Annotated in this window: 26 protein-coding genes and 3 pseudogenes; 11 read left to right on the top strand and 18 right to left on the bottom strand. The window is 70.8% G+C overall.

What is annotated here, in order from left to right; genetic code table 11:
* Positions 1-92 precede the first annotated feature (92 nt).
* A complete protein-coding gene (locus ACFZB9_RS06975) occupies positions 93-674 on the bottom strand; it encodes a TetR/AcrR family transcriptional regulator (protein ID WP_391444377.1) in 582 nt (193 codons plus the stop codon).
* A 119-nt stretch (positions 675-793) separates the two neighbouring features.
* Between ACFZB9_RS06975 and ACFZB9_RS06970 the strand changes: the two are divergent.
* Positions 794-941: pseudogene (locus ACFZB9_RS06970) on the top strand (3-beta hydroxysteroid dehydrogenase); the annotation flags it as partial.
* An 8-nt stretch (positions 942-949) separates the two neighbouring features.
* Here ACFZB9_RS06970 and ACFZB9_RS06965 read toward each other — a convergent pair.
* Positions 950-1,783 carry a helix-turn-helix transcriptional regulator gene (locus ACFZB9_RS06965; protein WP_391444375.1) on the bottom strand — a complete coding sequence of 278 codons (834 nt, stop codon included), beginning with the start codon at positions 1,781-1,783 and terminating at the stop codon, positions 950-952.
* Positions 1,784-1,925: 142 nt separating this feature from the next.
* Here ACFZB9_RS06965 and ACFZB9_RS06960 point away from each other — a divergent pair, with 142 nt between their 5' ends.
* Together ACFZB9_RS06960 and ACFZB9_RS06955 are read left to right on the top strand one after the other, a co-directional pair.
* Positions 1,926-2,192, top strand: coding sequence for an Atu4866 domain-containing protein (locus ACFZB9_RS06960; RefSeq protein WP_391444374.1), 267 nt, complete (start codon positions 1,926-1,928; stop codon positions 2,190-2,192).
* Entirely contained in the window at positions 2,189-2,923 is a 735-nt protein-coding gene (locus ACFZB9_RS06955) for an SDR family oxidoreductase (protein WP_391444372.1), read from the top strand. The genes ACFZB9_RS06960 and ACFZB9_RS06955 overlap by 4 nt, the downstream gene beginning before the upstream one ends.
* A 183-nt stretch (positions 2,924-3,106) precedes the next feature.
* Here the strand turns inward: ACFZB9_RS06955 and ACFZB9_RS06950 are convergent, their stop codons facing one another.
* The 3 genes from ACFZB9_RS06950 to ACFZB9_RS06940 form a co-directional block, all read right to left on the bottom strand.
* Positions 3,107-3,862 (bottom strand): SDR family NAD(P)-dependent oxidoreductase, encoded by a 756-nt coding sequence (locus ACFZB9_RS06950; protein WP_391444370.1) that lies wholly within the window; start codon positions 3,860-3,862, stop codon positions 3,107-3,109.
* A gap of 87 nt (positions 3,863-3,949) precedes the next feature.
* Positions 3,950-4,381 carry an Rrf2 family transcriptional regulator gene (locus ACFZB9_RS06945; RefSeq protein WP_391444368.1) on the bottom strand — a complete coding sequence of 144 codons (432 nt, stop codon included), beginning with the start codon at positions 4,379-4,381 and terminating at the stop codon, positions 3,950-3,952.
* A gap of 141 nt (positions 4,382-4,522) precedes the next feature.
* Entirely contained in the window at positions 4,523-5,563 is a 1,041-nt protein-coding gene (locus ACFZB9_RS06940) for a hypothetical protein (RefSeq protein WP_391444366.1), read from the bottom strand.
* A 227-nt stretch (positions 5,564-5,790) separates the two neighbouring features.
* Between ACFZB9_RS06940 and ACFZB9_RS06935 the strand changes: the two genes are divergently transcribed.
* Together ACFZB9_RS06935 and ACFZB9_RS06930 are read left to right on the top strand one after the other, a co-directional pair.
* Positions 5,791-6,315, top strand: a complete 525-nt coding sequence (locus ACFZB9_RS06935) for a hypothetical protein (protein ID WP_391444364.1) — start codon at positions 5,791-5,793, stop codon at positions 6,313-6,315.
* 150 nt (positions 6,316-6,465) lie between these two features.
* Positions 6,466-7,395, top strand: coding sequence for an aldo/keto reductase (locus ACFZB9_RS06930; protein WP_391444362.1), 930 nt, complete (start codon positions 6,466-6,468; stop codon positions 7,393-7,395).
* Between the two features lie 292 nt (positions 7,396-7,687).
* Here ACFZB9_RS06930 and ACFZB9_RS06925 read toward each other — a convergent pair.
* Positions 7,688-7,792: pseudogene (locus tag ACFZB9_RS06925) on the bottom strand (hypothetical protein); the annotation flags it as partial.
* Between the two features lie 136 nt (positions 7,793-7,928).
* Here ACFZB9_RS06925 and ACFZB9_RS06920 point away from each other — a divergent pair.
* Positions 7,929-8,144, top strand: a complete 216-nt coding sequence (locus tag ACFZB9_RS06920; RefSeq protein WP_391444361.1) for a hypothetical protein — start codon at positions 7,929-7,931, stop codon at positions 8,142-8,144.
* A gap of 123 nt (positions 8,145-8,267) precedes the next feature.
* Here the strand turns inward: ACFZB9_RS06920 and ACFZB9_RS06915 are convergent, their stop codons facing one another.
* From ACFZB9_RS06915 to ACFZB9_RS06900, 4 genes are all read right to left on the bottom strand, one after another.
* Positions 8,268-9,440: a glycosyltransferase 87 family protein gene (locus tag ACFZB9_RS06915; protein WP_391444360.1), complete on the bottom strand. Its 1,173-nt coding sequence runs from the start codon at positions 9,438-9,440 to the stop codon at positions 8,268-8,270.
* Positions 9,441-9,914: 474 nt separating this feature from the next.
* Positions 9,915-10,085 (bottom strand): hypothetical protein, encoded by a 171-nt coding sequence (locus ACFZB9_RS06910; RefSeq protein ID WP_391444359.1) that lies wholly within the window; start codon positions 10,083-10,085, stop codon positions 9,915-9,917.
* An 85-nt stretch (positions 10,086-10,170) separates the two neighbouring features.
* The gene (locus tag ACFZB9_RS06905; protein ID WP_391444358.1) at positions 10,171-10,797 is read right to left on the bottom strand and encodes a GNAT family N-acetyltransferase; all 627 of its coding nucleotides are present in this window, start codon (positions 10,795-10,797) and stop codon (positions 10,171-10,173) included.
* A 173-nt stretch (positions 10,798-10,970) separates the two neighbouring features.
* Positions 10,971-11,405 carry a hypothetical protein gene (locus tag ACFZB9_RS06900; RefSeq protein WP_391444357.1) on the bottom strand — a complete coding sequence of 145 codons (435 nt, stop codon included), beginning with the start codon at positions 11,403-11,405 and terminating at the stop codon, positions 10,971-10,973.
* A 284-nt stretch (positions 11,406-11,689) separates the two neighbouring features.
* Between ACFZB9_RS06900 and ACFZB9_RS06895 the strand changes: the two genes are divergently transcribed.
* The gene (locus tag ACFZB9_RS06895) at positions 11,690-12,460 is read left to right on the top strand and encodes an SDR family oxidoreductase (protein ID WP_391444355.1); all 771 of its coding nucleotides are present in this window, start codon (positions 11,690-11,692) and stop codon (positions 12,458-12,460) included.
* Between the two features lie 90 nt (positions 12,461-12,550).
* Here ACFZB9_RS06895 and ACFZB9_RS06890 read toward each other — a convergent pair whose 3' ends face one another.
* Positions 12,551-13,447 carry a LysR family transcriptional regulator gene (locus ACFZB9_RS06890; RefSeq protein WP_391444353.1) on the bottom strand — a complete coding sequence of 299 codons (897 nt, stop codon included), beginning with the start codon at positions 13,445-13,447 and terminating at the stop codon, positions 12,551-12,553.
* 161 nt (positions 13,448-13,608) lie between these two features.
* On the opposite strand from ACFZB9_RS06890, the gene ACFZB9_RS06885 reads away from it, so the two are divergent.
* The gene (locus ACFZB9_RS06885) at positions 13,609-14,487 is read left to right on the top strand and encodes an acyl-CoA thioester hydrolase/BAAT C-terminal domain-containing protein (RefSeq protein ID WP_391444351.1); all 879 of its coding nucleotides are present in this window, start codon (positions 13,609-13,611) and stop codon (positions 14,485-14,487) included.
* Positions 14,488-14,719: 232 nt separating this feature from the next.
* On the opposite strand, the gene ACFZB9_RS06880 is transcribed toward ACFZB9_RS06885, so the two are convergent.
* Positions 14,720-15,214: an RICIN domain-containing protein gene (locus ACFZB9_RS06880; protein WP_391444349.1), complete on the bottom strand. Its 495-nt coding sequence runs from the start codon at positions 15,212-15,214 to the stop codon at positions 14,720-14,722.
* A 219-nt stretch (positions 15,215-15,433) separates the two neighbouring features.
* Positions 15,434-16,051 (bottom strand): TetR/AcrR family transcriptional regulator, encoded by a 618-nt coding sequence (locus ACFZB9_RS06875; RefSeq protein ID WP_391444347.1) that lies wholly within the window; start codon positions 16,049-16,051, stop codon positions 15,434-15,436.
* Between the two features lie 106 nt (positions 16,052-16,157).
* On the opposite strand from ACFZB9_RS06875, the gene ACFZB9_RS06870 reads away from it, so the two are divergent.
* A complete protein-coding gene (locus ACFZB9_RS06870; RefSeq protein ID WP_391444346.1) occupies positions 16,158-17,588 on the top strand; it encodes an amidase in 1,431 nt (476 codons plus the stop codon).
* 205 nt (positions 17,589-17,793) lie between these two features.
* Here the strand turns inward: ACFZB9_RS06870 and ACFZB9_RS06865 are convergent, their stop codons facing one another.
* On the bottom strand, positions 17,794-18,066 hold the full coding sequence (locus ACFZB9_RS06865) for a hypothetical protein (protein WP_391444344.1): 273 nt from the start codon (positions 18,064-18,066) through the stop codon (positions 17,794-17,796).
* A 233-nt stretch (positions 18,067-18,299) separates the two neighbouring features.
* A complete protein-coding gene (locus ACFZB9_RS06860) occupies positions 18,300-18,692 on the bottom strand; it encodes a MerR family transcriptional regulator (protein ID WP_391444343.1) in 393 nt (130 codons plus the stop codon).
* A gap of 117 nt (positions 18,693-18,809) precedes the next feature.
* Between ACFZB9_RS06860 and ACFZB9_RS06855 the strand changes: the two genes are divergently transcribed.
* Positions 18,810-19,883 (top strand): alkene reductase, encoded by a 1,074-nt coding sequence (locus ACFZB9_RS06855; protein ID WP_391444341.1) that lies wholly within the window; start codon positions 18,810-18,812, stop codon positions 19,881-19,883.
* 42 nt (positions 19,884-19,925) lie between these two features.
* On the opposite strand, the gene ACFZB9_RS06850 is transcribed toward ACFZB9_RS06855, so the two are convergent.
* Entirely contained in the window at positions 19,926-21,299 is a 1,374-nt protein-coding gene (locus ACFZB9_RS06850) for an Lrp/AsnC family transcriptional regulator (protein ID WP_391444339.1), read from the bottom strand.
* Between ACFZB9_RS06850 and ACFZB9_RS06845 the strand changes: the two genes are divergently transcribed.
* The gene (locus tag ACFZB9_RS06845; protein ID WP_391444337.1) at positions 21,298-21,942 is read left to right on the top strand and encodes an SDR family oxidoreductase; all 645 of its coding nucleotides are present in this window, start codon (positions 21,298-21,300) and stop codon (positions 21,940-21,942) included. The two genes, ACFZB9_RS06850 and ACFZB9_RS06845, sit on opposite strands and share 2 nt — an antisense overlap.
* Before the next feature lie 27 nt (positions 21,943-21,969).
* Here the strand turns inward: ACFZB9_RS06845 and ACFZB9_RS06840 are convergent, their stop codons facing one another.
* On the bottom strand, positions 21,970-22,518 hold the full coding sequence (locus ACFZB9_RS06840; RefSeq protein ID WP_391444335.1) for a GNAT family N-acetyltransferase: 549 nt from the start codon (positions 22,516-22,518) through the stop codon (positions 21,970-21,972).
* A 91-nt stretch (positions 22,519-22,609) separates the two neighbouring features.
* Positions 22,610-22,848, bottom strand: a pseudogene (locus tag ACFZB9_RS06835) (Fe-S oxidoreductase); the annotation flags it as partial.

Raw genomic sequence — 22,848 nt, 5'->3', positions numbered from 1 at the left:
GGCCCGAGCCGAACGCCGGACTCGACCCCGCCGTCAACCGCTGCCCAGACGGCCTTCGGTCAACTTCACGCGACGTGCCGAACCTCCCACTGCTACCTGAGCTGCGCGGCTGCCGCGCGGAGTTCGTCGAATGCGGCTCGGGTGTGGGTCGCCAGCTCGCCTGGGTCCTCGTCGCGGCTGGGGTCGGCCCACCGGATGTAGCCGAGCCTGAAGGCGAGGACGCCGAGTTCGGCGGCCACGTGCGCCGCGGGTTCTGCGACGTTCCGTCTCTTCAGCGCATCGACCATCGCCGCGGCCATGCCGATGCTCTTCAACGCGTTGCGCTCCTGCAACTCCGCGTTCGCCTCGATCGCCGCGTGCAGCAGCGGGCTGAGCTCGCGGTTGAACGAGGTCATCTCGCCCGATGCGCGCTCCAGTCCGGCCGCGACGGCCGTCATCGGCGTCGCGTCCGCGGGGGCGCTGTCGATGCCCTCGGCCAGCAGGCGGCTGAGCGTCGTCTGTCCCGTCGTGAGGATCTCCCGCTTGTCGGCGAAGTGGCGGAAGAAGGTGCTCCGCGTGAGCCCGGCCCGCTCGGCGATCTGAGCGACCGTCGTTTCGTCGTAGCCCTGCTCGGCGAAGAGACCGAGCGCCGCCATGACCAGGCGCTGTCGGGCATCGGGTTTCCATCTCGGCATGGGGCCAGTCTAGATGATGCGACAGTTGTCGCATCGCGCGGTACAGTGATGGGGCACCTGTCGCATCACCGTACGGAGCTCACCATGCGCGTCTTCACACCGGCGGCACGGGCCTGATCGGCTCTGCCGTCGTCGCCGGGCTGCTCGCCGACATCGGCCGCCGGACCGGCGTCGCCGGCTACCCCGCGGACGGCGCGCAGCGCCGGCCCGCCGTCCACGCGCTCGACGCCGCCGTCCTGTTCCGGCTCGCCCTGGAGAAGGCCTCCGGCCCTCGGCTACCCGGCGGCCCGGTTCAAGGTGGCGCGCAGGGACCCGAGCAGGCTGAGGGCCTGCGCGCTGGAACTGCCGGGCTCCGCCTGGTAGACGACCAGCTGCTGGCCGGGAGCGTCGCGCACGTCGAAGGCCTGGTAGGTGAGGGTCAGCGGGCCGACGTCCGGGTGGAGGAGGTGCTTGGCCTCCTGGGTCTTGCCGCGCACGGCGTGGGCGTCCCACAGGCGGGTGAAGTCCGTGCTGTCGGCGGTGAGGGTGCGGACGAGTTCCCGCAGCCGGGGGCTGTCCGGGTCGAGCCCGGCCGCCTGCCGCAGGTGGCCCACGACCGCCTGGGTCGTGTGGCCCCACCGTGCGTAGAACTGCCGGCCCGCCGGGTCGAGGAAGACCATCCGGGCGAGGTTGTCCAGCCGCTCGAAGGGTGAATGCAGGGCCTCGGCCAGGGCGTTGGCCGCCAGCACGTCCAGAGTCCGGTTGATGACGAACGCCGGGGCGGCCGGGTAGCCGTCCAGCAACTGGCGCAGGGCGGGGCCGACCCGGTCCGTGGTGTGGGCGAACCGGCTGCCCGGCACCGTCCCCGCCAGCTGGTGCAGGTGTGCGTGCTCGTCCGGGTCCAGCCGCAGGGCGCGGCCGAGCGCATCGAGCACCTGGGCCGACGGGTGGCGTTCTCGCCCCTGTTCCAGGCGGGTGTAGTAGTCCGCGTTCACCCCGGCCAGGACGGCGACCTCCTCCCGGCGCAGTCCGGCGACCCTGCGCACCCCGTGGCTCGCCACGCCGGCGTCCTCCGGCAGCAGGGCCGCACGGCGTGCGCGCAGGAACTCTCCCAGGTGGTTGTCGATCACGCCCTCACCCTAGGCCGCACGGGCGGTGCCCTGCCTGGGTGCACCACACCCAGGCAGAGCACGTCCTGGTCGGTCACCCGCGTCCCGCCCAGACTCGGTCGGGCGGAACGGATCCGCATTCATCGATGAAGGGAGTCCGTCCTTGACGGGCAGGACCGAGCAGGGCCAAGCCGATGTGGTCGGCGTGTGGGTGACGGCGGACGGTCACATCCGCCAGGAACTACGGGCGGACGGCCGGTACGACGAGGCCCGCGGCCACCGCCGCCGCGCCTACACGGGCCGCTACACGGTCACCGGCCAGCACATCGACTACGTCGACGACACCGGGTTCACCGCCACGGGCGACATCCGAGACGGAGTCCTCCACCACGAACACCTCGTGCTCCACCGAGAGGGGAAGCAGGCATGACGCAGACGGCCAAGGTCATTCTGGTCACCGGAGCGAGCAGCGGGATCGGGGAGGCCACCGCCCGCCGTCTCGCCGCCGACGGCCACCGCCTGTTCCTCGGGGCTCGGCGCACCGACCGCCTCGGCGCGCTCGTCGGCGAGCTCACCGCCGCAGGCGGCACCGCGGCGTTCCGGCGTCTCGACGTCACGGACGCCGCCGACGTCCAGGCCTTCGTGTCCGCCGCCCGTGAGCGCTACGGCCGGGTGGACGTGCTGGTCAACAACGCCGGAGTGATGCCGCTCTCGCCCCTGGAGGCACTGAGGACGGACGAGTGGGACCGCATGATCGACGTGAACCTGCGGGGAGTCCTGCACGGCATCGCCGCCGCGCTGCCCGTGATGCGGGCCCAGGGCGGCGGGCACTTCGTGAACATCGCGTCCGTCGGCGCGTACGAGGTCTCTCCCACCGCCGCCGTCTACTGCGCCACCAAGTTCGCCGTCCGGGCGATCTCCGAAGGGCTGCGCCAGGAGTCCGCCGGAGACATCCGGGTCACCCTCGTCTCTCCCGGCGTGACCGAGTCCGAACTCGCCGAAGGCATCTCCGACCCCATCGCGAGGGAGGCCATGAGGGCGTACCGCGCGGTGGCACTGCCCGCCTCCGCCGTCGCGCAGGCCATCGGCTACGCAGTCGCCCAGCCCCGGCAGGTCGACGTCAACGAGCTCGTCGTCCGGCCCGCGGCGAGTGCCCAGTGAGCGCCGACGGCTTCCCGCTGGTCGCCGTGTCCCGCTCGACCCCTGATCAGGTGGTCGCCCCGCCCGGCCGGTGACCGCGAGGTCACCGGGGGTTCTCCAGGCGTCTGTTCATCTCTTCCGCCGCCACCGCTATGCCCCGAGTCGTGCACGGGGCTGGTCGGTGGCGGCGGGCGTGGTTCCGGTCTAGAGCTGGGTGGCGCCACCGTCGACGAGCAGTTCCGCGCCGGTGGTGAAGGAACTCTGGTCCCCGGCCAGATAGAGGGCGGTGGCGGCGACCTCGTCGGGGTGGCCGATGCGGCCGAGCGGGGTCGGTCCGGTGGACTCCCCGGGTGCGGTGGCCTGATCGCCCTGCGGGAACGCGGCCCGTACCTCGTCGCCGCCGGGGGTGGCGACAGGACCGGGAGTGAGGGCGTTGACGCGGATGCCGCGGCCGGCGAGTTCAGCGGCCCAGGTGCGGGCGAGGCTGCGGATCGCGGCCTTGGTGGCGGCGTAGACGCCCAGGCCCGGGACGCCGCGCAGGGCCGCGCTGGAGGAGAGCAGGATCACCGAGGCGCCGGACGACAGCAGCGGGAGCGCCTTCTGGACGGTGAAGACGGTGCCCTTGAGGTTGATGGAGGTGGTCCGGTCGTACTCCTCCTCGGTGATCTCGCCGAGCGGGGCGAAGCCCCCGAGGCCGGCGTTGGCGACGACGATGTCGAGACGGCCGCTGCGCTCGGTGATCTCGGCGAAGAGCCGGTCGAGGTCGTCGAGACTCGACACATCGCTGCGGATGCCGATGGCGCGGTTGCCGATCTGCTCGACGGCTGCGTCCAGTTCGGCCTTGCGGCGGCCGGTCAGGTAGACGGTCGCTCCCTCGGAGGCGAACCGGCGGGTGATGGCCAAGCCGATGCCGGTGGAGGCCCCGGTCACCAGGGCGGTCTTGCTGTCCAGCTGTCCCATCGAATTCTCCTGATCCTTGATGTAACCATATTGGTTACATTTATGACCGCGGGAAGGCCCCGCGGCCGGGGAGTGCAGCGGTCGGGGCTAGGCGGTTTTCAGTACGTCCCGCAGCACGTCTTCGAGGGTGGTTCGGGCCAGTTCGCTGCGGAGCGTGGCTTCGATCCCGTCGTAGACGGTGGTCATCGCGGGGGCGATGCCGTGGCCCACGACGCACTCGGGGTCCGGCGTGGAGCGGTGCAGGGCGAAGATCGGCCCTGACTCCACCGCCTCGTAGACATCGAGCAGAGTGATCGCCGACAGGTCCCGCGACAGCCTCCAGCCGGCGCCGGCGCCCCTGCGCGAATCGGCCAGACCGGCCTTGCGCAGCTCGGCCAGCAGGCGACGGATCACCACGGGATTCGTGTTGACGCTCGTTGCGATCTGCTCCGAGGTCGCGACCTCATGGCCGCGGCGCTGGTAGAGCCCGATCCAGGTCAGCGCGTGTACGGCGATCGTCAGTCTGCTGTTGGCGCCCATGTGCCTCATCGCCTCCTTGAAGTAACCATAACAGTTACGACCGGGTCCTGCCGCGAGCCCTACGAGTTGGTTGCGCCGATCGCCGAGCGTGCCGCCTTCTCCGCAGCCGTTCACCTCATCGTGTCACCGCCAGGCGGCGGTTCAGGCGCGGGTGATGTCGGGGTTGGCGGCGATGATCTCCTCCGCCGTCCGCCACGCCAGGGGCAGCGCGGCGATGGTCTCCTCCGCACGGGTGCGAAGGTCGCCGGGGGAGTTGATGCCGAGATCCGCCAGGAGCCCGGCGAAGGCGGGCCGAAGCGCCTGCTCGCGGTGCGGGGCATCGGTGGCCAGGATCTTGTGGCAGCGGGCGAAGGTCGCCGTGATCCAGAACACCGCTTCCCGATGGTCGCCGCGGCGCGCGAGTTCGTAGCCGGCGTCGATGGCGATGGGCCTGGCCGCAGCGGTGATGTCGGAGCTGAAGAGGACCGGAGTCCGGGCGAGCGCCGCCGCCTCGTCGAAGGTCCGCGCCAGGGCGTCGACATGCTGTTCGACCCGCTCGGCCGTCAGGTTCTGGCACCCCGTCAGCCGCAGCAGGCCCGGGTACCGGTCGGTGAGGCCGTACTCGTCAAGGACCTCGCGTGCCCGCAGATAGCGCAGCCGGACCGTCGGGTTCCGCAGGGCGGCGACGAGCAGGAGGTGGGTGGTGATGCCGGTCGGGAAGAGCCAGCCCGTCACCTGGTCGTGCCAGGGCGCCGAGGTGTCGAGGGAGGCCAGGGAGGTCTCGATCCTCCGGCGGACGCCCTCGCAGCGGCGCCGCACCCATGCCTCGTCGGCGAAGTGGCGCGCGACCTCCAGCTGCAGCTCGCGCAGGTCACCGGTCGGGTCGTCGATGACGGTGTCGCGGCTGAGTCCCGCGGCAAGGTGGTAGTTCGCCAGCACCGCCGGGACCGGCCGGAGCTCGTCCCAGGACACGGGCGTGACTTCCAGCAGCACGCTCCGGTGCCTGAACTTGCCGAGCTTCGGCCCCGCGGCGGGATTGCCCGTGACCAGCATGATGTCCACGTCGGTGCCGACGGGCAGCGCCGCCTCCGGAGCGAGGGCCACCGTCGAACCGCTGAAGTACGCGCCGCGATAGCCGTCGTACCGCCGGCCTTCCCGCTCGACCCAGTCCACTGCAGCGCGACGCGCCGTTTCGATGTCCATGGGGGCCATTGTGCCGCCGGCCGCGACCGCCGATCCGAAGGTCCACTCGTTCGGAGGCCGCCACTGCCGCCGCCACTGCCGCCGCCGCTGCTACCGCCGCTGCTACCGGTCGGCGCAGGCTGCTCCGCCCGGCGGTGAGGTGGAGATCGGGGGAGGGGCCGGACTCCACCCTCGGTTCCACCCGTGGGTGCAGGTGCGGTGGGCGTTGTCGCGGCAGTCTTGCGGGCATGACAACGACCGAGTGGATCACCGACGTAGCGCTCATCCTCATCGTTTTCCGCCAGCTGCGGGAGGGCCGGCTCGACCTCAGGTCCTTCCTGATCCCGCTGGGGATCGTGTCCTTCGTGGCCTACTCGTACCTGGACACCATTCCGACCGCGGGCAACGACCTGGTGCTGATCGGGGCGTTGATGGGCGTGGGTGCTGTGCTCGGCATCGCAGGCGGCAGCTACACCCGGATCCGTACTGCCGGCGGGCACGTCCTGATCAAGGCCGGTGCGGTGTCGGCGATCCTGTGGGTCGTGGGCATGGGGGCGCGGATGGGTTTCCAGATGTATGTCGAGCACGGCGGTGGCGCCGCCTCGGTCGCCCGGTTCAGCGTCACTCACCACATCACCAGCGACCAGGCCTGGGTGGCGGCGTTCGTGCTGATGGCACTGACCGAGGTGGTCACGCGGCTGGCCACGATCTTCATCCGCAGCCGGACCCGGACGGTGACCAGCCCCGTGCTCGCCTTCGACCGTACGGCCTGACCGAACATCTCTCGGTAGGTCCAACGGCTGGACGTTGACCAATCGTTCCCCCTTCGGATGTGACGCTTCGCCCAGCCTGTTGACCTGTCACAGCACCCCGCGAGCACCTCATACTCCAGAACCTGACGAACCGACGGATGAAGGAGCACGATGAGCACGGCAGCGGCAGCGGCAGTGGCACCGGCAGCGGCAGCAGGGACCTGGAAGCTCGGGGATCTGGAGGTGAACCGCGTCGGCTACGGCGCGATGCGGCTGACCGGCAACGGCATGATGGGGAACTCGGACGGCACGCCGATCGACCGCGACGTCGCCGTCCGGCTGCTGCACAGTGCGTTCGAGCAGGGCGTCAACCACATCGACACGGCCGCCTTCTACTTCTCGGCGCTGCGGTCCGCGAACGAGCTCATCAACCGGGCGCTGGCGTCCTGGCGTGAGGACGTGGTCGTGGTGACCAAGGTCGGCCCGGGGCGGGACCCTTCCGGTGAGTGGTTCACCGTGGCCCGCCCCGACCAGCTGCGCGGCCAGGTCGAGGAGAACCTGCGCCAGCTCGGCCGGGACCACCTGGACGTGGTGAACCTGCGCCGCAACGGCCCCGGGATGGGCTCGGTCAGTGAGTACTTCGGCGCTCTGGCCGAGCTGCGCGAGGCGGGCCTGGTCCGGCACCTCGGGCTCTCCAACGTCCGGCCGGAGCACGTGGCCGAGGCCCAGGCGATCGCGCCCGTGGTCTGCGTGCAGAACTCCTACGGCCTGGACTGGCGCCGCGCCGACGAGAGCGGAATGGTGGAGTTGTGCCGGGAGCAGGGCATCGCCTTCGTCCCCTACTTCGCCATCTCCGGGCTGCGGCGCGAGGCGGCCGCGGCGCAGGAGCAGGACACGCGCGTCCACACGGTCGCCCGGGCCCACGGTGCGACGCCCGCCCAGATACGGCTCGCCTGGACCCTCCACCGCGGTCCGCACATGCTGGCCATTCCCGGCACCACGAACCCGGCGCATCTCGCCGAGAACATCGCCGCCGGCGCCCTGCGCCTGACGGAGGAGGAGTTGGCCCTCCTGGACAAGCCGGGCGACACCGACGCCTGAGCGCCCCTGTGTCCGGACCAGCTGGGGTTCGGACACAGGCTCCCACCTCACCCGGAATCCGCCGAGCCACGCGCAGGGGCCGGACACCGATCCGGCGACGGCGACGCGCACGGTCACCCTGGTGATCGCCACGATCCGCGGGCTGTTGCTCGACCTGCTCGACCTGCTCACCACCGGCGACCGGGACCGCGTCCAGGTTGACGTCGCCGGTGACGTCGATCTTGGTGCCGGTGATCTTGGTGCCGGTGATCCAGCGAGCGTCGTCGGAGGCGAGGAAGGCCACTGCGTCGGCGATGTCCGGGACTTGGCCGATCCGGCCGGGGGGGGTCAGGCCGAGGGCGGTCAGGCCGAGGGTGCGCTCCAGGTTCGCCGGGTCGGCCGGCACTCCGGCGGTCATGTCGGTGTGGGTGAAGCCGACGAGGACAGAATTGACGGTGATGCCCAGCCCGGGAAGAGGAAGTGAGTCAGGTGTCGTTCCGGTCGGACATCCCGTTGGGCCTTCCCGGCCTGGGATGATCGACAGGACCGGACGGATGAACGCAGAGGTGGAGAACATGGTCGGTCTGGTGCTGGTCGGCGTCCTGGTGCTCGCCGTGGGCGGGTGTGCATGTGTGGTGTGGGCGGAGCGCGGCGGGCCCCGCTGGGTCCGCGGCGTGGCCCTCGTGACGCTCGCCGCGGGCGAGCTGGTGCGTCTCGCTGGGAAGAACCGGCGCCGGAGCCTGAAGCGGACCGGCAGCGACGGCGACTAGGAACGGACGGTCAGCCGGCTGTTCCAGCTCGCCGAACCGCAGCCGCGAGGGCTCGACCTGTGACGGCCGCGACATGCGTGACGGCAAGCGGCGGCAGGGTGGATTCTCTCCCGAGTGGTCGCGTCAGACCTGATGCGTCAGCGCGGCGTCATGAGCGGTCCTGGCCGGGAGGCCTCGGTCTCCTCCAGGCCTGTTGCCGACCGGGCGCCACGCGCGGTACAGGCGCGACCCCACGACCACGAGCACGGCGATACCCATGGGCGGGTAGAGCGAGCCGGGCAGTTGCCAGTACCAGGCGACGCCGCGCCCCCAGCGGTGGGGCGCTATCCACATGGCGTGGCAGAGGAACACCGCCAGCGTGGTGCCGAGCAGCACCCGCCGCGCGGTGGTCCTGGCCTCCACGGCCAGCAGCGCGATGAGAGGGATGCACCAGACCCAGTGGTGGGTCCAGCTGATCGGCGAGATCAGCAGCGCGGTGAACGCGGTACAGACGGCGCCCCATGCGTCGGCCCGGCGCAGCAGCCGTGTGGAGCGTCCGGTCAGGACGGCCACGGTGAGGCCGAACGCCCCGACGACAGCGCAGGCGGCGAGCCCGACCAGGCCCGGGTCGTTGACGTCGAGGAGCCGGCAGACAGCGCCCCGCAGGGACTGGTTGTCCATCAGGACCGTGACGCCGACCCGGCTCGGGTCCCAGAGGTACTTGGTCCAGAAGCCGAAGGAGGCGTCGGGCAGCACGAGCCAGCCGATCAGACCGGCCGCCAGGAAGGTGCCTCCCGAGACCAGGGCGGCCCTGATGCGGCCGGTGAGGAGCAGGTACACGGCGAACAGGCCCGGGGTGATCTTGATGGCGGTGGCCAGACCGATGCCCACGCCCTTGAACCGGCTCCGGTCCGGCCGGGTCAGGTCCCACAGGACCAGGCAGAGGATGGCGAGGTTGACCTGGCCGTACTGGAAGGTGGTGTACACCGGTTCCAGCCAGACGCCGAGGCCCGTGGCGAGCAGGACTGCGGCTGGACGGTGACGCGCGCGGGGCCACCCGATCAGGCGGAGCGAGAGGTGGACGGCCAGGGCGAGCAGGGCGAGGCTGAGGAGCACGACCAGAACCCGCAAGGTGGTCACGTCGAACCAGGCGCTCGGCACGAAGAGCATCGCGGCGAAGGGCGGGTAGGTGGCCGGCAGGTCCCACACCCGCATGGCGTACAGGTCCTCGCCGTGGACGACCGCCGCGCCCTCGCCCCGGTAGACGAGCATGTCGATCATGGTCGAGCCGTGGAAGTGGCGCACGACGGCGAACATCACCAGCGACGCCACTGCGACGCAAGCCGCTGCCGCGGTCCACGGTATCGATCTCGCGGGGCCGGAGGGATCGATGCGCTCAGCCGTTTCTGCCTGCCGTGTCCACCGTTTCAGATCGAACTCGCGCACCGCGATGGCACCCCGTTTGAGATAGGCCAGATCGTTTTGCTCATCAGCGTCTGGGTCCAAGCACGATAGCCGACCCTATGGCTCGCGTGTTTCACCGGCGCCGGTGTCCGGATCGCGAACAGTAGCGTGAAAGTGCCTTCTGTACTGGGCAGATGAGGCTTGTCGAAGGCTTCTGTCCGCCCAGCGGGAAGGTACTTTCGTGCACAGAGCGGAAATACGTCCCAGGATCGTTGTCTCTCTTTCGCAACAGTTCTGAGGGTGGGATTCGGTGAGAGCGGTCGACCGTCACCCTGCCGCCGGCCATTGCGAGGCTCACCGGTTGGACGGGCCCCGGACGACGGTGCGTCAGCCTCGCTCCGGCAGCCACCGGCACCACAGCTCCAGGTCCAGCCGCTTGAACGACGGTCTGCCGTTGAACGTGCCGTCTCGGCGGAAGCGATAGACCAGGCCGTCCAGACGGCGAACGAATTCGATCGGCACAGCGACTACCCCCACCCGGATGCCGGGAACAAGCATGGCAGCATTGGCCGGCCCACCCCGAGCGCTTCGCCGGCATCGTGGTCGTCCCGGATCCGGGACGACCACGATGCCTGGCCACGTCTCAAGGCTGGTGGACGAAGCCCGCCAAGGGGGCGAGCAGAGTCCAGCCGAGGGACTCGTAGAGAGCCCGACCGTCGTCGGTCGCGCCCAGGGCGGCAGTGTGGGCGCCGCGCTCGACGGCGGCGACGGCCAGGGCCTCCATCACCAGCGTGCCCAAGCCGCGGCGCTGGTGCTCGGGATAGGTGGCGACCCGGTCCATGACCGCCACGCCGTCGTTGACGGTCGCGTATCCGGCCGAGGCGACATCGCCCTCGGCGGTGCGCGCCCGGACGTGGATGACGCTGTCGGTCTCCTCGGTACTCAGGGTGTAGCCGTCCGGCACCCGCAGGGTGGGATTCGTCAGGGCGGTGGTCATCACGAACTCGGTGCCGCGGTACTGCCAGCCCGGCCCGAGCCAGGCCGACCCTTGCTCGGGCTCGACGAACGCCTTGATCCAGATGTTCGGCTCGTCGGCTGTCGCGGCTGCGGCGCGGACGGCTGCCGCGTCGGACCGCAGCAGCACGTGCCGGGCCCGCTCCCTCGTGCGGCCGACGTCCACCCGCAGCCCCCACGCAACCTCCACCGGCTGCGGGTTCCGCCGGGCGGCCGCCAGGCCTCTGACCCAGACACCCGCGAGCTCCGGCACCATCACATGTCCCCCATGGCTGGATCGTCCCCGCACCCTACTGGAGCGGTGACGCGTATTCCGGGACCGGCCCAGGCGCCGATGTGCTCCCGCCGATGCGCTCCCTGCCACGGACACCCCGGTCGACACCACGGCGTTGCCGGACCACATGATGCCGTCGGCGATGCGGTGCGCGCTCAGCCGCTGAGCGCGTCCAGTGCCTGAGTGACCAGCGGGACATCGGCCTTGGGGATCACGATCATGTGCTGCTCACCACCCGCGGTGAGGTCGAGGCGGATCATCTTCCGCAGCCCGGCCTTCTTCTCCGAGACCGCCAGACCGAACGGCCCCTGGAGCGCGACGCTCTCCCGGGTGCGCCGGTTCTGCCAGCTCGCCTGCTCCGCGGTGAGGTGCAGATAGCCGCTCGCCGTGAGCGGGATCGTGCGCCCCTTGCCGATCGGCGCCATCCGGACCGTGCCCAGCGTCGAACTGGCGCAGAACACCTGGAGCGTGCTGCCCGTCCGCAGGTCGGCCAGGTCCTTCTCGGTGGTCAGCCGTCGGATGCGCAGCGCCGAAAGCAGCACGTCGGCAAAGGTCTGGGTACCCGCCGCACGGCGGATCGTTGTGCTCATGGCCAGGGATCTTCGCACAACCGGACGACCATCCTGTCGCGGGGGCCGCGATCATGACGACCGGGCACCGGAGGGTCCGGGGCGCCATAGGAACTCCCTATAGCGTCTGCTGACATTTCGTCTTTGTCTGGCTGCCTTTTCCGGCCGTACCGTGAAACAGCTCGATGAGGTGCGCACCGCGATTTCCCCGAAGAATCGCCCCCTGCGTACGGCAACCCTTCTTCCGTCGAGCGGACGAATGCGACGAATGCGCAGACGAATACACAATCGAGAGGACCAGTGGTATGACCACGATCGAGAACGGATCGGGAACGCGAGAACTCGCGGGAAAGCGGGCCCTGGTCACAGGTGGTTCTCGCGGAATCGGAGCGGCCATCGTGCGCCAACTCCTGGACGCGGGCGCCGAGGTGCTCACGACCGCCAGGTCGGCGACGAGCGCGGTGCCGCGGGGGGCCACCTTCGTGGCGGCCGACGTGCGGACCCGGGCCGGAGCGGAGGAGCTCGCCGTGGCCGCGCAGGAGGTGCTCGGTGGGGTGGACCTCCTGGTCCACAATGTGGGCGGGGCGCGACCGTTCAAGGGCGCACTGGCCATCCCCGACGAGGAGTGGCAGGAGGCGCTGGACCTGAACTTCCTGGCGTCCGTGCGGCTGGACGCGCTGCTGGCACCGGGGATGCGGGAGCGGCGTTCGGGGGTGATCGTGCACGTCTCCTCGGCCGCGGTCCCCACCGTGGCACCACCGTTCCTGCACTACGTGGCGGCGAAGGCGGCGCTGGAGGCCTACAGCCGGGGACTGGCCGCGGAGTTGGCCCCGTTCGGAATCCGGGTCAACACCGTCTCTCCTGGCCGAACCGCCACCCCGGGCGGCGCAGCAACGCGGGAGCAGTGGGCGCGCCTGGACGCGGGGCCGGGCCAGGACACCACCACCCCTCCGCTGGGGCGCGTTGGTCAGCCCGACGACATCGCCCACGCGGTGCTGTTCCTCATGTCCGACCGGGCGAGCTGGCTGACCGGGAGCAATATCGTGCTGGACGGCGGCGAGTTCCCCAGGGGTTGAGGCCGACGGAATTCCGGACGCCGGTTCCGGCAAGAGGAAATTGAGCGGCGCCCGCTTCCTGCTCGACCGTCAGGACACGGTTCTCGGCCGTCAGGACACCGGCGAGACGGAAGCGGGCTCGGACCAGGTCTCCTGACGCAGGAGTTCGAGCAGGGCCGTCTCTGCCGGGCCCGCGCCGTGCCGGACCACGGCGATGACGGGCTGGGACACGACCGGGAACGCCGGGCGAACGAGGTGCTCGTGACCGTGGGGCACCGCGGAGGCCGGGACGAGCGTCACCCCCAGCCCGTCGGCGGCCCAGCGCACGGCCGTCGCCGTCTGGGACACGCGGGCGACCGTGGTCGGCGTCAGCCCGTTGTCGCTCAGCACGTTCAGCAGCACGCCGTCGAGCGCGCTGTCCCGGTCGAACCTCACCCACGGCTCCCCGTCCAGTTCGCGCAGCTCGACCCGGTCCGCGGCCAACTGCCGGTGTCCGGTGCCCAGCACCACGACGAACTCCTCGTCGCCGAGGTGGTGGGCATCGGCCGGGCTCTGCTCGCACGCCGCCATCAGGGCGAGGTCCAGCACGCCCCGGCGGCACAGCCGATCCAGCTCGGCGGAGCTCGGCTCCTCGAGGACGGTGACCTCCAGCCGCGGGAACCGGCGGCGCAGCGCGCCCAGCGCGCCCGGCAACTGCCGCGTGCCGAAGCCCATCTGCACCGCGACCGTCAGCTCGCCCACCAGCTCATCGGCACCGCCCCGCGCCGTCGCCCGCGCCCGCCGTGCCGCGTTCACCGCGGCCTCCGCCTCCCGCAGGAACGCGCGGCCGACCACGGTGGGCACCAGCCCGGTCGGCGTGCGGGCGAACAGTTGCACGCCCAGCTCCCGCTCCAGGGCGCGGATCTGCTGGGACACCGACGGTTGAGCGACGCGCAACAGCTCCGCCGCCGCCGTCACCGAGCCCACCTCGGCAACGGTCAGGGCGTACTCGAACTGACGCAGGCTCATCGACTTCCGTCCCCTCCCCGGGTCGGACCGCGGTCCGACCCCGATGTCATCGTTGTCATGGTAAGTCGCATGAGCAGAGCGGGGGGTGGAGCAGGGGGTTGTGTCCGCTCGGGGTACCGCTAGCCTCACTTCGTGTGGGTCCCGAGTTGAGAGGAGACACCGTGATCGTCGTCGAACATGAGCTGACGGCTCCCTGGGAGGCGCTCCTGATGGAGCCGGCCACGGGCACCGGTACGGGCGTTGTCGTGCTGGCCGGGTCGAGCGGCCGGGTGGACCGCCAACGAGCGAGACTTCTCGCCGAGCAGGGTCTCCTCGCTCTGGCCGTGCGCTGGTTCGGCGGACCGGGGCAGTCGGCGGGGATCTGCGAGGTACCGCTGGAGACGTTCGTCGAGGCTGTCGACCTCCTGCGGTCTCATGGAGCGGAGCGCATCGGCATTCTCGGCTCGTCCAAGGGCGCCGAGGCCGCGCTGCTCACCGCGGTCCACGAGCCGCGCGTCCATGCGGTGGTCGCCGTCTCTCCGACGTCGCTGGTCTGGTGCAACGTGGGGCCCGGGCTCGACGGGCGGGACCGGCCCTGGCGGTCCTCCTGGACCTGGCAGGGGCAGCCGCTGCCCTTCATCCCGATGGACGGCGACTCCTGGCAGCCCGTGGAGCAGGGCGAGGGGCCGGTGGCGATCCGCGGCTGGTGCGAACTCAGCGAGCGGACCTACGCCCGGCGTCTGGATGCCGCCGCGATTCCGGTGGAGAAGGCGTCCGCCGACCTCCTGCTCGTCGCCGGCGGCGACGACGCGATGTGGCCTTCCCTGCGGTATGCCGAGCTGCTGGCCGCGCGCCGCCGAGCAGCCGGCCTCCCGGTCCACCTGGTGACTCGTGCCGACGCCGGACACCGGCCGCGCTTTCCTGGTGAAAGCCCCGCCGCGCCCTCGAAGACCTATCTGTACGGGGGGACGGCCCGAGGTGACGCCCTGCTCGGCGAGGCGGCCTGGGCGCCCATCCTCGGCCTGCTCGATCCGGGGCGGACCGCGACCGGCTCCAGGTAGTCAGCCGCACGTGGCAGGCTCCGGCCGCATGCCTGCGGGCGCCCGGGTGGGCATGTGGGAAGGCTGTTGCCGATCACTTGACCGACCCGGTTGATGAGGGGCCGCCCTTGTCGAAGGTGCGGCCCTCGCGCAGGACTTGGTGCTTTCGTGAGCCGGTGGTGAGGGCCGGTGCGTCGACGCGAAGACCCCGGGCGGCGCTGTCGGCCGCCCGGGGTGGGATGTCATGCGGGGATCACTTGTCGTACAGGGTCCAGATCTGGTTGAAGGTGCCCGTCGCCCGGGCCAGCGTCACGGGTGTGTCGAATCCGTTGCCCTGCAGGACCTCGTTGCGGTTCTTCTGACTGGCGATGGTGGTCTCCTCCTGGCCGAAGTCGACGACCCAGCGCTGCGAGAGCTTGTTGTTGTCGCAGGGCTGCTGCGTCACGGGGGCGTCGGTACCGGCGTCCTGGATGCAGGTGCTGGGGAAGGTGGTGCTGCTGATGGTGTAGATGCCGGTGCCCTCGGGGGTGAAGCCGATCTGGTTGAAGGTCCACACCTGGTAGCCCAGGCTGGAGTCGCGGGTCCACACCTGGTTTCCGTCGTAGGCGTCGAGGTTGGTGTCGTTGAGGTAGTTCTGGACGGACTTGGTGATCGTAGTGCCGGCGTGCGCCGGCACGGCGAACAGCACCATGCCGGCCAGCGCGCTGGTCATGGCGGCGAAGGTTGCTGCTCTGCGTCCGATGGTCATGGCTGCACTCCTGTTCAACTCTCAACGAGAGTAGGCGGATTGACGACTACGACGACGACTGCCTTCCCCCGGACCAAGACTACGGACAGTTAGATCGTGGGCGACACTATTTGGTCGGCGTGGCCTGACGAACAGTGAGAATCACTCTTTCGCCAGCACCGACCGGTAGCGCGGCCGACCCCTTCGCCGCCTGGCCGACCGCCCAATCAGCAGCGGAGGTCATCGAATTGGTATCCGCGACGGTTCCCAGAGGCTGCCCAGGTGCGTGTGGAGGATGTCCTGCGCCTCTTGCGAGGTGAGGCGGCCGATGAGGACGTGGGTGGTGAGGCCGTCGGCGAGGGCGAGGAGGGTGCAGGCCTCGCGCTGCGGGTCGACGGATGCGGCGGTTGCGGCACGCTCGCCGCCGGCTTCGCGGATGAGCCGCGTGAACGCCTCTTGCAGGGCTGCGTAGTTGGCCTTCAGCGTGTCGGCGAGCGGCTCACTGACCACGGCCTGCGCGACGAAGGCGAGCCAGACCCGGGCCTCGGCGCGGTGTTCGTCCCGGAGCAGCGCGACTTCGGTGGCGGCGTGGCCCAGGGCGGTGGCGGCCGACTGGGCGGGGCTCCGGACGAGGCGGGCCCGGACGCGTTCGGTGATCCGTTCGCCGATGTTCCCGAGAGTGAACCCGAGCATCTCCTCCTTGTTGCGGAAGCAGCGCTGCACGGCGCCCATCGACACCTGCGCGCGGGCGGCGACGTCGCGCAGGGTCACGCCCTCAAGTCCGTGTTCGTCGGCGAGCAGACAGACGGCCTCGGCGATCCGCCGGCGCCGTTCCTCGTGATCAACCTGCCTGGGCATGCCCGGTCGCCTCCGTTGGTCGGTGCGTTATTCGATGCGCTCGTATCGGTTCCCAGGATACAGTTCCGATGCAAGCGCATCGGAACGTGGATGGGGAGGAAGAATCGTGGGAGATGCTCTGTGGAAGCTGTCGGCCGCCGCGCAGGCGAAGGCGGTGCGCGAGGGGGAGGTCCGCGCCGTCGAGCTGGTGGAGAGCCACCTGGAGCGCATCGCCGAGGTCAATCCGGAGGTGAACGCGGTCACCCAACTCCTGGCCGGGCGTGCCCGGGAGGCCGCCGAGCGGGCGGACCGGCGGCGGGCCGTGGGCGAGGAGCTGGGCCCGCTCGCGGGAGTGCCGTTCACCGTGAAGGAGTCCACGGCCATCGAGGGGGTGCCGACCACGTTCGGCACCCCGCGCTTCCGCGATCTGGTGGCGCCGATGGACGCGCCCCCGGTGGCCCGGCTGCGTGCGGCCGGGGCGATCCCGATCGGGCACAGCAACATGCCCACCCTGATCCTGGCCGGGATGCACACACGCAGCGAGTTGTTCGGGGACACGGTCAATCCTTGGGACCGCGGCCGGACTCCGGGTGGCACAAGCGGGGGCGACGCGGTAGCCGTCGCCACTGGGATGGCCGCGCTCGGGCTCGGCAACGACTCGGGAGGATCGGTTCGGGTCCCGGCCCAGTTCTGCGGTGTGGCCGGATTGAAGCCGACCACCAACCGGTTCCCCGCGGACCATCGGATCCTCGGCTCGGACGATCCCGGCCCGGCCTCCCAACTCCTTGTGACAGACGGCCCGTTCGCCCGGAGCGTGGGCGATCTGCGGCTGGCGTACGAGGTGTTGGCCGGCACCGATCCGCGGGACCCGCGGGCCGTCCCGGTACCGCTGTACGGCGAGTCGGTTCCCGGGCCGGTGAAGGTCGCGGTCGTGGCGGACCCGGGAGGGCACGGCGTCCACCCCACGGTGCGCGCGGCCGTCGCGACCGCGGCCGACGCACTGCGCGACGCCGGGTACGAGGTGCGCGAAGTGCCGGACGTGCCCCGGCTGGAGGAGGCGCTCGACGCCTACGGCCGGATCACCGTGACCGAGTTCGCCCCGACCTGGCCGGCGGTACGCAAGCTGCTCGGCAAGGGCGGCGACCGCTACATCGAGATGGCGATGCAGCAGAGCCCGCCCGCGAGCGCGGACGAATTCATGAAGCTCATGGGCACCTGGCTGAACATCCGCCGCTCCTGGGCCGAATTCCTCGACGAGCACCCGCTCCTGCTCGGCCCGTCGTTCACCGAACCGCCCGTCGAACCGGGGCTGGAGTCGCGCGACCGGGCTGGACGGGACCGCGTCGGGTCGGCCATGCGGCTGTGCACCGTGACCAGTTTCGTGGGTGTGCCCGCAGTGGCCGTGCCGACCGGGATCGCCGACGGGCTGCCGACCGGAGTGCAGATCGTCGGGCGCGCGTTCCGCGAGGACCTGTGCCTGGCCGCGGCCGAGGCGATCGAGGACCGGCTCGGGGTTCTCACACCGATCGGCCCGCGCTGGGCAGTTCGGGTCTCGTGAGCCGGTATGACCGGCGGTCAGGGCCGCTGCGGCGCGCCGATCAGCGGGGTGTGCACGGGGGCGGCGAGGCCGACGAAGGCCACGAGCTCGTGGCCGCCGGGGTTGGTCGCCCGGACATCGCCCTCGTGTTCGGTGGTGCGTCGGCACCAGGAATGGCCCGCCCCCGTACGTACCGGGGGCGGGCCATGCGTCGGTGCGGTCGGGCTCAGCTCGCCGCGATCTGCTGCAGGCCGGCTTGGACGTCGTCGAAGTTCATCACCGGAATGAAGGCCACCTTGGCGCCCAGGTCCTGGAAGAACGGCTCGGCGACGCTCGGGATGTCGGACGCCTCCTTGAGATCGAAGACGATGAAGGCGGTACGCTGCCCGTCCTTCGCACCGAAGTACGCAGCCTCCGGCTTGATCCGTTCGAGGACGGACTTCATCGTGTGGGCCAGGGTCTTGCCGGTGATCGCTTTGTTGGCCTTCTCGGTGTCCATCTGGACCGTCAGCAACACCCTCATGGTCTTCCACCTCTGGTCGGCGTTTCGGCACCACACGTGCCTGCTCCAGATCGTGACCTCGATCCGCAGCCTCGGCAGCTGGGGTAGGGCATCTGAGGGATGAGGGGCCCGCTTTCCCCAGGCTTTCCCCCGGCTGCCGCCCCGGGCCCGGCACACGCTCGTCCAGGGCGGCGTGGGACGGTCGGCAGGCGCGGCTCGTGACCCGCCGGTCAGGTGGCCGCGCGCCAGCCGGCCACGGCGTTCCCCAGCTGCTCCCGGTGGGCCCGGGCCGTGGCCATCAGCCGGTCGAGCGTGTCCCTGGTCCGCACGAGGTCGGCGATGTACGCGGAGAGCCGCCGGCGCTCCAGCGCCATCCGCTCCAGTGCGGAGTCGGAGTTCTCCTCGCTGGGCGTGTCGACGCAGGGCAGCAGCTCGGCGATGGTGCGGCTGGACAGGCCCGCGGCGTACAGCCGCTGGATGAACGCGACCCGCTCGACCTCGGTCTCCGTGTAGTGCCGCTGCCCGCTGGGGCTGCGGGTGCTGGTGAGCAGCCCCTGCTCCTCGTAGTAGCGCACGGACCGGACACTTACTCCGGACCGCGACGCGAGTTCCCCGATCCGCACAGCGCCCTGCCGGCTGAGGCCTGCGTCACAGACGCTTGCCCCTGACATCAATGTGAGGTTCTAGCGTAGCTGCCGTGCCTGAGGCGCGGGCACGGCGGACCACGAAGGAGTCCTGACATGACGACACTTTTCACCAGCTACCGGCTCGGCGGCCTCACCCTGCCCAACCGGATGGTGATGGCCCCGATGACCCGGGTCCGGGCCGCCGCCGGTGGCCTGGCAACGCCGTCGATGGCGGCCTACTACGCCCAGCGGGCCACGGCCGGGCTGATCGTCAGCGAGGGGGTGCAGCCGAGCCTGATCGGGCAGTCCAACCCGGGGACACCGGGGCTGTACACCGACGAGCAGGTCGAGGCATGGCGCCCCGTGACCGCCGCCGTCCACGCCAACGGCGGCCGGATCTTCGCCCAGCTCATGCACGGCGGCCGGGTCTCGCACGCGGACACCACCGGCCTGCAGCCGGTCGGGCCCTCGGCCGTCCCCGCCGTCGGCGACGTGTTCACCCCGACCGGCCCCCAGCCCGCCCCGATGCCGCGCGCGCTGGAGACCGCCGAGGTGCCCGAGCACGCACAGTCCTACGCCCTGGCCGCCCGCCGCGCCCTCGACGCCGGCTTCGACGGCGTGGAACTGCACGGCGCCAACGGCTACCTGATCTCGCAGTTCCTCTCCTCCAACGCCAACCTGCGCACGGACCGCTTCGGGGGCCCGATCGCCAACCGGATCAGGTTCGCCGTCGAGGCGGTCGCCGCCACCGTGGAGGCCGTCGGCGGGGAGCGGACCGGCATCCGGCTCTCACCGGGCGCAACGTTCTGGGGAGTCGAGGAGAGCGAGGTTCGCGAGCTCTACACCGCGCTGCTGGCCGAACTGGCCCCCCTCGGCCTGGCCTACCTGCACCTCGAAGCCACCGCCGACGAGGAGGTGCTGGTCGCCCTGCGCCGGGCGTGGCCGGGCACGCTCGTCATGAACCCCGTGCTTCCGATGGGAGCGAAGCAGACCGGCCGGGACGACGCCGACCACTGGCTCGGCCTGGGCGCCGACCTCATCAGCTTCGGCCGCGGCTTCATCGCCAACCCCGACCTGGTCGAGCGGCTGCGGAGCGGACTGCCGATCGCCCCCGTCGACGAGGCCACGTACTACCAGGGCGGTGACGCGGGCTACCTGACCTACTCGGCCCACCAGTACGGGGCTTGACGCCGGGCCGCGGCCGGACGAGCGAGACTTCCCGTACGGGCGTCAGCGGCGGTGGCTGTGCTCACTCGGCGGGTCGGTCAGGCGGTCACCGTCGACCCGGGTTCCGGCCTGCTTGAGCTGGCGGAGGATGGGACTGATCTCCATGCCTTCGACACCGGGCAGGGTTCCGACGCGGTCACTGGTGAACTCGAACAGCTCGTCGAGATCGCGGCACTGTACGACGGCATGCAGGTTGTACGGTCCGGATACCGCGGCCGCGAATCCCACCTCGGGCATCTGTGCCATCGCCCGTCCGACAGCCTTGATGCTGCCCGGGTGGGCTCGCAGCCACAGGTTCGCCCGGGCCCGGTACCCCAGGGCCACCGGTGCGATCTCCACGTCGATGTGGACCACTCCGTCGGAGAGCAGCGCCTGCAGCCGTCGTGACACTCGGCCCGGGGTGAGATCGGCCGCCACCGCGAGGTCGACGAGACTGGCCCGTCCGTCGGCGGCGAGGGCCGCGAGCAGCTTCTCGTCCTGGGCGCTGAGTTGCGACGGCTGGTTCCGGACGACCGGCCGTTGGTTCCGTACGACCCGCCGTTCGGTGAACGGGTTGCCGCCGGACCCCAGGGCGGACTCCTGCTCGGGGGTCAGGGTTCCGGTGAGTGCGGCCCAGTAGTGCCCGCGTCCGCCGACGAACTGACGGAGAATCACCGATGCCTGGAGGTCGAGCACAGCGGTGGTGCGGGGGAGCCGGCGGCCGAGCAGGTCGTCGCGTTGTTCCTGAGATCGCGAGCGCACGGCGAAGGTGATCTCGGAGCCGGCAGCGTTCAGGGCGACCCAGCTGACGTCGTCGCGTTGCGCGAGTGCCTCGGCGATGGCCGTGGCGCTGCCGGGCCGGCAGTGCAGGCGCACCATCCACCGGCTCTGTCCGAGCGCTCCCGGATCGACGACCCCGACCACCCGGATCATCCCCGCACGCCGCAGGCGGCGGTATCGGCGGGCGACGGTCAGCTCGGAGATCCCGAGGACCGTCGCCACGGTCGCGAACCCGACTCGTGGATCAATCTGAAGAGCGCGAAGGATTCGGACATCTTCGGGCTCCAGCATGTCGGAATCAACGATCTCAGGATGCGACATGGTGGTGATCCTACAGCGAGCACCGATTCCGAGCCGTTGCGCGCCGCAGGTGGCCGAGGCTTGCAGGGGCACGACGGAAGAAGCGGGGAGTCGCCGGCCGAGCCCTGCCCGGCCGGCGATTCCCGTTTCTCCCGGCAGCGACGAACCAGTGAAGGACACCTGTCCCATGTCTGCTCCCACCTCCCCCACCTCCCCCACCTCCCCCACCTCCCCCACCTCCCCCACCTCTCCCACCTCGAACGAAGCGCCCCCAACCGCCTTGATCGTTGCCGCCGGACGCGGGTTGGGGCACGCCATGGCCGAGCAGTTCCTCGACAAGGGATGGCACGTCATCGGCACGGTCCGACCCGGCAGCCCGAGGACCGGGCTCCACGATCTCGCCGGGACCGCCGCCGGCAGGGTGGAGATCGAAACGCTGGACATCAACGAGCCGGAGCAGATCGCGGCGTTGCGCAGGCGCCTGGACGGCCGAGCGCTGGACATCCTGTTCGTCAACGCGGGAATCACCACGCGGGACGAGCACATCCCCATCGGCGAGGTCACGACCGACGAGTTCAACGACGTGATGCTCACCAACGCGCTGAGCCCGATGCGCGTCATCGAATCCCTGCAGGACCTCGTCACCCCGACCGGCCTGATCGGTGCGATGTCGTCCGGCCAGGGCAGCATCGCCAACAACCGGACCGGGCTGCGAGAGGTCTACCGGGGCAGCAAGGCGGCCCTGAACCAGTTCATGCGGAGCTTCGCAGTCCGTCAGCCCGAACCGCTACGCACGCTGCTGGTCATGGCACCCGGCTGGGTCCGCACGGAGCTGGGCGGATCGCAGGCCCCTCTCGGCATCGAGGACAGCATTCCCCGCCTGGTGGACGTGATGCTCGCTCAGCTCGGCACTCCCGGCATGCAGTTCCTCGACTACCAGGGCCGGACCGTTCCCTGGTAGACACGCGGCGCGAGGCCAGCTACGGGCTCAACCGGACGGCGTGACCGGGGACCACACGCCGAACCACTGCTCGGCGCCGTACTCCTCGAACCGCTCCACCTCGGTGAACCCCAGCTTCGCCGCGACGCGCATCGAGCGGTCGTTGGCGGTCTGGGTGCAGAGCACCACCGGCTCGCCGGGAAGCGCGCCGGCGAACCAGTCGAGTGCCGCTGCGCACGCCTCGGCGGCGTACCCGCATCCCCACGCCTTCGGCAGGAACATGTAGCCGAGCTCGGTCTCCCCGGCTTCCGGCCGGACGTGCCCCGGACGCTCCGCGTGGCGCCGATCGAGCGTCACCATGCCGATCATCGCTCCGTCGAGATCGATCACGAAGAAGCCAGGGCGCTGCCCGGGCACCTCGGGCACCGTGCGCTCCAGCTCATCACGCGGCTGAGCGCCACCGACGTAGGTACCCACCTCCGGCGAGGAGAACAGCTCGATGAGCGCCGCACGGTCCCGGGCCTGGGACCCACGCAGCACGAGCCGCTCGGTCCTGATCGGGGCAGCCGGCCAGGGGCCAGGTATGTGTTCGGTCATGGCGGGCAACCTATCGCACACACACCGAGCACGGAGGCCGACAACACCGTGACCCCACAACTTCGCTGGGCTCGGCCTCGGCGGTCGCCACTCACGCACGGCGCTCAGGCGAGACCGGCTCCTCGACCACCGGTGGGGCCGCCTTCACGGAGTCCAGCAGCAGTTGGGCCACGTCGACCACCTTCAGGTGTTCCTTGGCCGCGCCCGGGCCCGCGGCGGAGCCGCCGTTCGACGCCTTCTTGCCGTTGACCGAGTCGGAGAGCATCACCAGGCAGAACGGGCAGGCGGTGGAGACGATGTCGGGGTTGAGCGACAGCGCCTCGTCGACCC

It is taken from the genome of Kitasatospora sp. NPDC008050, from assembly GCF_042957465.1.
Classification (GTDB): Bacteria; Actinomycetota; Actinomycetes; order Streptomycetales; family Streptomycetaceae; genus Kitasatospora.
This window is presented reverse-complemented; position numbering and strand designations above follow the sequence as displayed.